Raw genomic sequence first — 11826 nt, 5'->3', positions numbered from 1 at the left:
TATTTTTGCTCTCAAGACCTTTTAAAAATTATTTACAAACAACCATAAGCAACTGACCTTACTCTTAGATGATAGTATTCCTCCATATTCGGTATCATCTGATGCATATATACTAAAGAAAAACCTTCACTCGGATCAATTGAAACATAAGTTCCAAGTGCACCTGTCCATCCAAACTCACCAATAGAACTGTTAAAGTTACTCTCATTAATACTCATAAGAGTCCTCACGCCTAAACCATATCCATATCCTGATAAGTAAATATTATTTTTGTTAAAATCTAACAACTGTCTTCTATTTAATTGATTGGTCCTCATTAAATCGATAGTTTTTCTACCAATTATCTTTTGTCCTTTATAAACTCCCCCGTTAGCAAGCATTTGCGAAAATTTTAAATAATCCCTTACTGTAGAAAAAAGACCTGCTCCTCCTGCTTCATATACTGCATCAGGTTGATGAAATTCATCTAACATCCCTTTAACTTTTTCAAACGTTCCATCTTCATTTCTTTTATAGCAGGAAACCATTCTATTTTCTATGTCACCAAAATAACGATATCCAGTATCATTCATTCCTAAAGGCTCAAAAATTTCTTCACGCAAAAATTCACTTACTTTTTTGCCAGATATTATTTGTATCAATGCTGCCACTATATCATGCCCATATCCATACAACCATCGTGTTCCCGGTTCAAATTCAAGAGGTACTGTAGCCATAGCCTTTGCTTCAGTAACTATATCATATTTCCCATATTTTTTTGTCAACTCTTCTTTTACTTTTCTCATTTCAATTGCTGTGGGAGAGTCTCTGAAAGGATATGGTAAACCTAACGTCATAGTAAAAGCATGTTTTATAAGTATAGGATTTTTTGTTTTTTCTATTCGTACATTACCCTTTTTATCCCTTACATATACATATGTTTCTTTATATTCCGGTATATACTCATAAACCGGATCACTTAAAAGATACTTCCCTCTTTCATAAAGTATCAAAGCAGCAGTACAAATTATAATTTTGGTCATTGAGGCTAATCTAAAAACGCTAGTTTCATTTATGGGTATTTTTCTTTCTAAATCTGCATAACCAAAATATCCTTCCCACAGAATTTCTCCATTCTTTGCTATAGCACATGCACAACCCGGCAAACCGTTTTCTACAAAGCTATTTAATAACCTTGATAAATCATCAAATCTTGCCATACACAACACTCCTTCCTTATTTAATGGTTCAACAAAATTAATCTATTTTTAACTTTTTAAAAAGATGTCTCACCATAAACTTCATAAGTTCAGTTGGCCTGTTTGGATCTTTACATGGTTTGTCCCCAAACAACATTACAAATGCTTCCTCTTCAGTATAAGGTCTCCACTCTGGCATTGGAGTTCCATCTGCATCATTTCCATTAGGATCACCCTTTTTAGCAAAATTTGTCCAATAGTTACACATTTGTCGAGCTAAATCATAATGTTTGCCTACAAAAGGTCTCCAACACTTTGCTAAGGTTTCAAATACAAACCACAATTCAGAAGAGTGAAAAGAGCCTGCATCATCGCCTGGTATCTCCGGATCAAAGCAATAACAGTAAATTGTTGTATCCTTTGTCTTGGCATTGTGCTCACACCACATCAGATTCCCTATCTCAAACATGTTAATTGCGCCTTTTTTCCTGATCTGTACAATATCATTATTATCAACGTTACAAAGCCTTATATACTCTTCTGCATCCTCTCCAAACCTTTTGTAAGCATACTCTTTGAATTCCTCTATTGTTTCAACATTGGGTTCCTCCACAAATTCATTTGCTGTATGCCCTATGATCAGAGGTATTTTGTGCCAATTGTCCTTGATAATAAGTTTTACAGGATCATCAACTATATAAAATCCATCTTTCACAAATCCCCATCTATGCCCAAATTCTTCGGATTTCTCAAATATAATCCTTGCATCTATTCTTCTTGCCTCGTCCAAACTTTTTACACCTAAAAACTTAAAAAACTCTTCTCCTATTTTTTCGGCTTCACTCAAATCAGGATATCCCTGGTTAAAACGTGGAGCAAACCCTCCTCCACTTTGAATGATGGCTCTTTGAAATAAACCTTTACTAACAGGTGATGTGATATGAGCAGTAACACAACCGCCACCAGCAGATTGGCCAAATATAGTAATATTATTTGGATCCCCTCCAAATGCTGAAATGTTGCGTCTTACCCATTCAATTCCTGCCAGTTGGTCTAATAATCCAAAATTAGCCTTTGGTCCATTTTTATTCTCCTCTGAAATCTGAGGATGTGCAAAAAAGCCAAATACATTCAATCGATAGTTTACACTTACAAATACTATTCCTCTTCTTGCTATGCGCTCTCCATCAAACTCCATTTCTGAAGTATAACCAACCTGTAATCCTCCACCAAAAAACCAAATCATTACAGGTAATTTTTCATCAGGGTGTTTTGCAGGTGTCCAAATATTTAAATACAAGCAGTCTTCACTCATAGGAATGTCAGGATCAACATGCCACTCTTTCGTGTAAATATTATTTGGATCTAATCCTGGCGTTGCCTGAATTGAAATTGGTGCGAATGTGTAAGCCTTGAGAACACCCTTCCAATCTTTGCACGGTTGCGGAGGTTTCCATCTCAATTCACCTACTGGAGGTGCTGCAAAAGGAATCCCTTTGAAAACAGTTATCCTCGGGTCAGATGCAGGAAGCCCTTCTACTATTCCATTTTCTGTAACTGCTCTTCTTAACATATAAATCCCTCTCTCTCAATATACCTCTTATAATATGATTATCAAGTCACTTAAAACTTCATATCTCAATTGGTACATTAAATTATTAGTACCAATTGATTACTGGAAACTGACCTTGATAACAAAGCTTTTCTTAAAACATTCACTTCTTAAAAAATTGAATATTAAAATTGACTGCTACAGTTTAAATTTGCCCTTTATCTCTGGTAAACTAATATCAGAAAAAGTTTAAGCCTGATTTAGTTTATTTGGATATTTTTTGATCACCTCCTGCTGGACGTGCTTTGATATCTGCACGCCACAGCTTGAGAAAGACTGAACCCCAAAGGATTACATGAGTAATGTTTACTCGTTTGCTGTGCACTGGCAGTTTACCACATCTGATTTGAGCATGTCAGATGTGTGCACCCTGTAAACTGCTCAAGTAGCTCTAATATCGGCGAGGCTGCATTACGTGTAATCCCCAGGGATAAAGGGCTTAATACTTTTTCTTACCACTACTTGCAAAAAGGAGGTCTTCAAATTGCCAAATACTTTAATCGTGGGCATTGATATCAGTAGTCAGTCAAATTCTATCTTCTTCATCGATGATGCCGGAAATCACTTGATTAAAAAACCTTTTTCCTTGCCTAACGATCAAGAAGGCGCTAACGAATTAATCAAAAGAGTTATTGATTGCCTCAGCCAGTATAATCTATCCTGTATTAAGTTTGGCATGGAAGCAACTTCACATTACGCTTGGCATCTGCACTTGTATCTTGCTTCTTCATCTGAACTGCTGCCATATAAACCAACTTTTTATGTTCTCAACCCAAGCATAGTCAAAGGCTTTAAAAAAATCTACACTTTCTTGCCTAAAACAGATAGCATCGATGCAATTATCATCGCTGAATGCGTTAGGTTCAGTAAGCTGAATCCAACACCTTTGCCTGATTTTAAATATGCTGCGCTACAACGCCTTACCAGAATGCGCTACCACCTTGTTCATAATCTAACTCGCGAAAAAAACAGAGCTCTCAATCTCATATACCTTAAATTCTCTACTTACTCTCAAGACTGTCCATTTTCTGATATCTTCGGTAAGGCATCTTGCGCTATCATCGAAAACTTCACCCCAGATGACATTGCTTCCATGTCTTTAGAAGATTTAATTAAATTTGTATCTGACAACGGCAACAACAGATTATCAGATGTCAATAAAATCGCTGAAATACTTAAAACCGCTGCTAATCGTTCATACAGATTACATCCTCTGTTGGCTGAGGCAAATGCCTTAGCTTTGTCTATGACTCTTGAAAATATTAGATTTATGCAAGAACAACTTAAAAAACTCGACAAAGAAATCTCAAAACTTCTTAAAGCTTTCTCCCAAACCTTGACCACCATCCCCTGGCATAGGAGATGTTCTTGCAGCTGCTATCTGCGCTGAAATCGGTGATATCAAGCGCTTCAAAAATGAAGCTGCTTTAGCTAAATACTCCGGCCTTGTTTGGACTCAATACCAATCAGGCAATTTCAATGCCCAGGAAACCTCATTAGCTAAGTGTGGTAACCAATATTCTCAGAATACTATCTTGTTGAGGCTGCTAACTGTGTGCTGTAGCACACAGTCCGTTATAAAGCCTTCTACAACAAGAAGCTCTCAGAGGTTGACCTGTCATCAGCATAAACGTGCCCTTGTCCTTACCGCAAGACGATTAATTCCTCTGATCTTTGCAATGCTCTAGCCTTGGTCAAATATATCAAGAAAGAGGTGATGTTTACAATACTTAGTTAATCCCATTTTCTTAATTTAATAATCTTCTCAAAACAAGCTGCCAGTTAAATTTTTCCATGCTGAGTGGCTCGGTATTTTATTGTCTTTTTTTGTCCTAATTATCTAAAAAATTTTTTCTAAAATCAAGTTAAGAATTCGGAATTAACATAAATCTTTAAATTTGCCAATTTGTGCTGTAAGCTTTTAACTATAAAGCCATTACAATTATTGCTGTTGTTATTTATAAAATAAACTTACCGTTCAGATAACATGAATTAATTGAACAACTCCTGTAAAAAGTCTTTCTTAAAGTTGGACAAAATTGACCTTTGTCTTTTAGTGGTATTAATCTAACAATTTATCAACAGAGTGTTTTTAACAATTACCTTTTTATCAAACTTGTAAATTTATTTTTTGTTATTTCTTCTATCATAAATTATTATCGAAGTTTCTTTTTACAAATTTATAATTCAACTGCTCCAAATACCTTGCATTAAGTTCTACTGCCTTTTCTGCCGGAATAGCCATAGGGAGTTAAAATAAAATTGTGTTCACTGTATAATTAGTATTGAAATAATCATCAAAGGGGGTTACTGAGAATGAATAAAAACGAAATTTACGAAACTGCTAAAAACATGGCTGTAGAGCAAGTATTAAATATGTATTGCTCCAAAGATGATCCTAACCGCCCAGCTCTAAAGCAACTGAAAGTAAAACTTGCTCGATTGCTTGATGTTATCGGAAAGATAAGTAGCCTTGCTAAAAATGACAATGACAAGGGCAACGGTTTTTATTGAAGTAAAACTAGCAACACCTGTTGGCAAGCTTGAATTCTCTGTCCCTCGCACTCGCTACTTTAAATTTTCGTCCCTCTATCCTTCCCGACTGTTATAAAAGAGTGGATAGTTCATACATTTACCTTCTTATGTCTTTAGTTGTCAACGGTTATTCTGAAAGTTCTCTTGTTCAAACTTTGAAAGTTTTGAATCTTCCCTATTCCGAAAATGAAATACTAAAAATTAAAGAAGACCTTAAAAATGAACTTCAATCATTTAAACAAAGAGAATTGCCCACAAGTGCTTTTGCTCTTATCATCGACGGTTATTCAGAAGTGAAGTTAAGGACAATTCTAAAGTTAAACAAGCTACTTGCAATGCCAGCCTTGGTATCGATTTAGAAGGTAAAAAGAGACTTTAAATATTTTTGTGTAAAGAGTTTGGCGAAGAAAACTAAAGGACTTTGCAGATTATCAAATTTTTTGTTTATGCAAAGCCCTTTTTTATTTGCAAATCCAACTATTTACAATTTACAACAACTCAACTCCATCCCGTATAAAAATCGGTATTGTAGTTAAAGGAGCTTGGCAAATAATTTCTTTTCCACCTTCATATACTTTTCCTGTTTCCCACTCTCTCCAGTGGGCACCTTCAGGTAGATAAACAATTCTTTCTCTCATACCTTCATATAAGACAGGAGCAACTAATATATCAGGTCCAAACATAAATTCATCTTCAATCTCCCATGACTTTGTATCAGATGGAAAATCGTAAAACAGTGGTCTCATTATAGGTGTTCCTTTTTTATGTGTGAGTAACATTTGTCTTTTAATATACGGTTTAAGTTTTTCACGTATAGTGAGATACTTCTTGAAAATTTCGTAAGCTTCTTCTCCATAGCTCCATACCTCATTAGGACCACCAGAACCTACTTTTCCTCCACCTTTATTACTCGTCGGTGGAATATAAGGCTTTCTATCGCCATGTATACGAAAAACAGGACAAAATGCTCCAAATTGAAACCATCTGATTATCAATTCTCTAAAAGAAGGATCCTCTGGATCGCCACCATAGAAACCTCCTATGTCGCTTGTCCACCAGGGTATCCCCGCCATTGCCATATTTAGGCCACATGCAACTTGATTTCTCAATGATTCAAAGGTGGATGCAATATCCCCCGACCACACAACCACTCCATAGCGTTGGGAACCAGCCCAAGCACAGCGAATTAAGTTAATTATATTTTCAATACCTTCCTTTTTCAATCCATCATAAAAAGTTTTTGCATACAATAGAGGATATATATTTCCTATTTCTAAACATGGTCCCAAATAATATCGATAATTATCAAATTCATATTTATGAAATTCTGGCTCAGCTTCATCAAGCCAGTACATTTTAATACCTTTTGAAAAATAATTTTCTTTGACTTTTCCCCACATAAATTCACGTGCTTCGGGATTAGTCATATCAACAAAAAGAGTGTCATTGACAAACTGCATAGTCACTCGCGGTCCCCGGTCGGTACTCATAAGTAAGCCCTTTGAAAGCATCTCTTCATAATTTTCGCTTTCTTTTTCAACAGTCGGCCATATAGATACCATTACTTCAATACCCATTTTTCTGAGCTCTTCTACCATTTTTTCTGGATGAGGCCAGTAATCTTCATCAAATTTCCAGTCTCCCTGATGTGGCCAATGGAAAAAATCAATCACAATTACATCAAGAGGAAGATTACGCCTTTTATATTCATACGCTACATCCATTAATTCTTGAGTATTTCTATACCTCAGTTTACTTTGCCAAAATCCCATTGCATAGTCAGGCATCATTGGAGGCGTTCCTGTTACTTCCATATATTGTTCTAAAATTTCAGCAGGATTATTACCTGCTGTTATCCAATAATCCATAGTTTTAGTTACAAATGCTTCCCACTCAGTTATATTTTTACCAAATACAACCCTTCCAATTGCCGGATTGTTCCATAAAAAACCATATCCAATGTTTGAAACTAAAAACGGGACACTTGATTGAGAATTCCTATGTGCAAGTTCTAATGCGCAACCTTTTAAATTTAAAAATGGTTGCTGATATTGCCCCATTCCATAAAGCTTCTCGTCAGGTTCTGATTCAAAACGAACAGTTAATCGATAGCTACCTCCTAAAATAGGTTGAAATTCACGTCCTTTTTTGCGTAATCCTCCAGCAAATCTTGAAGTATATTCTTGCAATATAATTTTGTTTTCGCTGTTGTAAAATTTAATATCGCCAGTTGGCTCAATTACAGCACATATATTGCCATTTCTTATTATTCCTCTATTGTCTAAAATTTTAATTTCTATATTATTACTACTAATTTCAGTTTTTGGCAACAAAGCCCAATCATTTTCTGGCATACTTCCTTCTTGAGTTGCGCGAACTCGCAAACTGTTTCTGCCCCATGCCTCAATCCACAGTATCTCCTTATCGTATTTACTTACCAATTTATCCCCATGGACTGAGAAAAGCCTTGCCATCTCTTTTCACCTCATTCACTTTTATTTGTAAATTTTTTCTGGCAGCCATTCTTTTTCTGCTTCAAACATCTCATCTACCATCTTGCGTATTTCATCCAAATCTAAAACTGCACTTGTGAGAGGGTCCATCATAATTGCATGATAAACTACTTCCCTATCACCTGTCAAAGCAGCAATTACCGCAAGCTCTTGAACGTTTATATTTGTCCTGTTCAAAGCTGCAAGCTGTGGAGGAAGATTTCCAACATAAGTTGGCTGAATACCATTTCTGTCAACCAAACATGGCACTTCTACACAGCACCCTTCAGGCAAATTTGTTATCAAACCCTTGTTCTCAACATTACCATTTATCACACTTGGAGTGTTTGTCTCTATGGAATGGATGATAGTTGCACAGTATTCGTTACTTCTTTTCGGGTCGATGTAGTCTGCCTCTGCCATTTTCTTCAGGTCATCAAGTAAAGTTTTCGCAGCATCTAAGCAGCAGTGCAGATACATGCCATTGTAATGTTCTTTGTGCCATGAATGTGTTTTATGTATTTTGTTTATCCAATCGTCGCTCTTTCTAAAATAAGGAACATATTCAGACATGTGAAAACTTGACTCTGAAACATAATATCCAAAATGTTTTAGTATCTCGAATTTTGTAACATCCTGTGTATAGATTTCGGGGTCATTTGCTTTCTCTTTTATAAGGGGATATGCATCTTTCCCATTCCACTCAAATTTCAAAAACCATGCCATGTGGTTTATACCTGCACATAAGTATGAAATTTCTTCCATTTTTGCCCCAATAATTTTTGCTAAAAATTCAGCAGTTCCTTGAACACTGTGACAAAGCCCTACATTTTTTATATTCGTAGCCTTATTTAACGCCCAGCAGTTCATTGCCATTGGATTTACATAATTGAGCAAAAGTGCGTCAGGACAAAGCTCTTCCATGTCCTTTGCAATGTCAAGCAAAACCGGTATTGTTCTAAGAGCCCTAAAAACTCCACCTGGACCTATTGTATCACCAACTGCCTGTTTTACACCGTATTTTAGAGGAATGTAAATGTCATATTCGTAAGGTTTTAAACCTCCAACTTGTATTGTGACAACCACATATTTTGCACCTTTTAAAGCCTCTTTTCTATCAGTTGTGGCTTCAAGTTTGGTTGGATACTTTTCCTGGTCAATGAGTTTTTGCAGAGCTTTTCTCATAAATTCAAGTCTTATACTGTCAATGTCCATAAGCGCTATTGTAGAGTCTCTTAGTTCTGGATATGACAAAATGTCTCTTACCAAGTTCCTTGTGAAAACTCCACTTCCTGCACCTATGATAGCTATTTTGAGCATACCCTCATCTCCTTTGCTCTGAAATACATTTTTTATTTTAACTTCTCAGTGGCGGTAGTTTAAATCTAATAACTTTGAAATTCCTCTTAAAATTTTATAAAACAAACAAGACAGCTTCTTAAATTTTGTACTCTTTAAGAAGCTGTGTTGCTTGCATAGCAATGCAATTAATTTTCTTTCTTCTTTAACCTGATTACATTCCAGGAGAATTTAGGTAATATGGATGTTAAAACATTGCCTTCTATCTTTGAATTTCCACCTTTGTGGGGCACAACATTGTCAGGTTTTTCTGCAGTGTTTCCTTTGTAAATATCATCACTTTCATATACAATGTGCTCCACAACCTCAAAGCCTTCAAAACCATCAAGCTTAAATTCAACTTGCATCTCCTCTTCTAAATCTCTGTTGACTGCAAAGACTGTTATTTCATCCTTTTCCTCATTGTATGTTGCAACTGTTTCAATGTACGGAACATCAGTAAAGTCTTTTGAATCATATTTAGGAGAATTTACCTTGGGAAGCAGTGCAACTCCATGCCCATAGTTTGCAGCATGCATGAAAGGATAGTAGATTACCTGTCTGTAAGCAATTCCACCCTTTACAGTGGTAATTGGGGCAATTACATTTACAAGCTGTGCCATGCATGCTATCTTGACTCTATCACAGTGTTTCAAAAGCGCAATCAACATGCATCCCACTAAAATTGCATCTTCGAACACATAATCTTCTTCTGCAATAGCACGAATTTGAGCCCAGGGTTCTGCTTTCTGGTCTTTCCCCTCAAGATGAGCATGGTACCATACATTCCATTCGTCAAATGAGATATTGACAACCTTTTTGCTTCTCTTTTTAGCCTTTACATAGTCAATTGTTGATATAACTGTTTTGATAAACTCTTCCATTTCAAGCGATTTTGCAACAAAGTTCTTTGTGTCCTTTTCAGGATTTCCATAGTACACATGTAGCGACACATAATCTACAAGGTCATATGTGTGGTCCAAAACAATTGCTTCCCACTCAGGAAATGTTGGCATTTTGGGACCTGAGCTTCCCGCTGCAACAAGCTTTATAGTGGGATCTATCCACTTCATAACCTTTGCTGTCTCTCTTGCAATTCTGCCATACTCATGGGCTGTTTTGTGACCTATCTGCCAGTCACCATCCATCTCGTTCCCAAGACACCATACTTTTATGTTGTGCGGCTGTTCATAACCATGCTGACGTCTCAAATCACTGTAGTATGTGCCACCTGGAAAGTTGCAATACTCAACTAAGTTTCTTGCTGCATCAATTCCACGTGTGCCAAGGTTTACTGTCATCATAACAGAGGTGTTTGCTCTTTTTGCCCATTCAATAAATTCGTTTACCCCAACCTCATTTGTCTCGATGGCTCTCCACGCAAGCTCAAGTCTTCTTGGTCTTTTTTCTTTTGGACCAACACCATCTTCCCAGTTATACCCCGACACAAAATTGCCGCCAGGATATCTTACAATAGGAACATTCAACTGCCGAACAAGTTCTAAAACATCTTTTCTAAACCCCATTTCATCAGCCTGTGGATGGTCTGGTTCATAGATTCCTGTGTATATTGCTCTTCCCATGTGTTCCAAAAATGAACCGTAGATTCTCTTGTCTACCTGTCCAATTACAAACTCCCTATCATAGAGTACCTTTGTTTTTTTCATATGACTATTCCTCCTTTGGTTAGAATTGTTTTATTAGCCTTTTGCAGAAACGCTCAATATGAGCGTTATCAAGCTTTATAAAGATTCAAAAAAGTCTAGCCACCCTCCTCATAGTTGTAGTAAAATATGATTACATAAATGATTACATAAAACAAATTTGATACTATGAGGAGGGGTTCAAAATGTTTAACACCAAACCTAAACAATTTTTTGGCCCTATATAATCTAATTCCCCCCATATTAAAACCTTCAGTTCTCTCCAACTCTTGATGTCTTCTTTGGCTTGTTCGATAAATCATTGACTTATCTAACTACATACCTTCTTCTTTCTACAATGCTTACTATAAACACTTTGGCAAGCATAGATGCTTCTCCTTAGAATTTATGCTTCTCTGTTTTTTTGTCCCAAAAATTATTCAAACTCCAATACCCTTACTCAGCTTTGCGCAGTTCTTCTTAGCTCCCATGAACTTCGTTCTTTCTGTAACCTAAATGGTAATGTTCCTTCTATTTCTACTTTCTCTCGCTTCAGAAAAATCTTCAACAGCGAAATCTTTAAACTTTTCCAAAATATCTCTATCCATGTACACAATATTTTTCTCTAACAATCTCCTGAACTTGCTTCAACCTTAATCTTCGATACAACTGGCATCGCCCCACAGGTCCGTGAAAACAACCCTAAATTCATTCAATCTCTCTTGAAAAATACATCAAAAAGCTAATCCTGAACTTTCTTTTGACAAAATCTACTCTCTTGTCTATTCTTCTTTGACCAACACTGCTAATCCTAATTCTAACATCAGCCTTATGCCCATAAATGACCCTTTCTGCTGGGCTTTTAAAATCTTCTTCTATTATCAACGCTCTTGGTATACCGTTAGCTTTTATTCTCTCTTTTTGATTCTGATTCTTTTGCTACGGACCTTCTGCAATGCACAAGATTATCTCTGACTCTAAAGGCTTTAAATTTCTTCATTTCAAACTCTTTCTTTTATATACCAAAA

At 36.2% G+C, this 11826-nt stretch carries 6 protein-coding genes and 3 pseudogenes; 3 read left to right on the top strand and 6 right to left on the bottom strand.

The window, feature by feature from the left end:
- Positions 1 to 32 precede the first annotated feature (32 nt).
- Both OTK01_RS03315 and OTK01_RS03310 read right to left on the bottom strand, forming a co-directional pair.
- Positions 33 to 1199 carry a serine hydrolase domain-containing protein gene (locus OTK01_RS03315; protein WP_029229101.1) on the bottom strand — a complete coding sequence of 389 codons (1167 nt, stop codon included), beginning with the start codon at positions 1197 to 1199 and terminating at the stop codon, positions 33 to 35.
- Between the two features lie 37 nt (positions 1200 to 1236).
- Positions 1237 to 2751: a carboxylesterase/lipase family protein gene (locus OTK01_RS03310; protein ID WP_029229102.1), complete on the bottom strand. Its 1515-nt coding sequence runs from the start codon at positions 2749 to 2751 to the stop codon at positions 1237 to 1239.
- Between the two features lie 523 nt (positions 2752 to 3274).
- Here OTK01_RS03310 and OTK01_RS03305 point away from each other — a divergent pair.
- Positions 3275 to 4524 (top strand): annotated as a pseudogene (locus tag OTK01_RS03305) (IS110 family RNA-guided transposase).
- A gap of 582 nt (positions 4525 to 5106) precedes the next feature.
- Positions 5107 to 5695: pseudogene (locus tag OTK01_RS03295) on the top strand (transposase); the annotation flags it as partial.
- 118 nt (positions 5696 to 5813) lie between these two features.
- On the opposite strand, the gene OTK01_RS03290 reads toward OTK01_RS03295, so the two are convergent.
- The 4 genes from OTK01_RS03290 to OTK01_RS13315 form a co-directional block, all read right to left on the bottom strand.
- Positions 5814 to 7799 carry a glycoside hydrolase family 31 protein gene (locus OTK01_RS03290; RefSeq protein WP_029229176.1) on the bottom strand — a complete coding sequence of 662 codons (1986 nt, stop codon included), beginning with the start codon at positions 7797 to 7799 and terminating at the stop codon, positions 5814 to 5816.
- A gap of 21 nt (positions 7800 to 7820) precedes the next feature.
- The gene (melA, locus tag OTK01_RS03285; protein ID WP_029229177.1) at positions 7821 to 9137 is read right to left on the bottom strand and encodes an alpha-glucosidase/alpha-galactosidase; all 1317 of its coding nucleotides are present in this window, start codon (positions 9135 to 9137) and stop codon (positions 7821 to 7823) included.
- 167 nt (positions 9138 to 9304) lie between these two features.
- Positions 9305 to 10822 (bottom strand): arabinosylfuranosidase ArfA, encoded by a 1518-nt coding sequence (gene arfA, locus OTK01_RS03280; protein ID WP_269011771.1) that lies wholly within the window; start codon positions 10820 to 10822, stop codon positions 9305 to 9307.
- A 95-nt stretch (positions 10823 to 10917) separates the two neighbouring features.
- Positions 10918 to 11085 (bottom strand): hypothetical protein, encoded by a 168-nt coding sequence (locus tag OTK01_RS13315; protein WP_416358738.1) that lies wholly within the window; start codon positions 11083 to 11085, stop codon positions 10918 to 10920.
- A 34-nt stretch (positions 11086 to 11119) separates the two neighbouring features.
- Between OTK01_RS13315 and OTK01_RS03275 the strand changes: the two are divergent.
- Positions 11120 to 11734: pseudogene (locus OTK01_RS03275) on the top strand (transposase); the annotation flags it as partial.
- Positions 11735 to 11826: the final 92 nt, after the last annotated feature.

It is taken from the genome of Caldicellulosiruptor acetigenus (assembly GCF_026914305.1).
Taxonomy (GTDB): domain Bacteria; phylum Bacillota; class Thermoanaerobacteria; order Caldicellulosiruptorales; family Caldicellulosiruptoraceae; genus Caldicellulosiruptor; species Caldicellulosiruptor acetigenus.
Note: the sequence above shows the minus strand (reverse complement) of the source record. Positions and strands in the feature narration are given on the sequence as shown.

What these genes read in the sequence shown, in the direction of transcription:
- OTK01_RS03315 (WP_029229101.1), bottom strand. Translation starts at nt 1,199, where the DNA reads ATGGCAAGATTTGATGATTTATCAAGGTTATTAAATAGCTTTGTAGAA.
- OTK01_RS03310 (WP_029229102.1), bottom strand. Translation starts at nt 2,751, where the DNA reads ATGTTAAGAAGAGCAGTTACAGAAAATGGAATAGTAGAAGGGCTTCCT.
- OTK01_RS03290 (WP_029229176.1), bottom strand. Translation starts at nt 7,799, where the DNA reads ATGGCAAGGCTTTTCTCAGTCCATGGGGATAAATTGGTAAGTAAATAC.
- melA (WP_029229177.1), bottom strand. Translation starts at nt 9,137, where the DNA reads ATGCTCAAAATAGCTATCATAGGTGCAGGAAGTGGAGTTTTCACAAGG.
- arfA (WP_269011771.1), bottom strand. Translation starts at nt 10,822, where the DNA reads ATGAAAAAAACAAAGGTACTCTATGATAGGGAGTTTGTAATTGGACAG.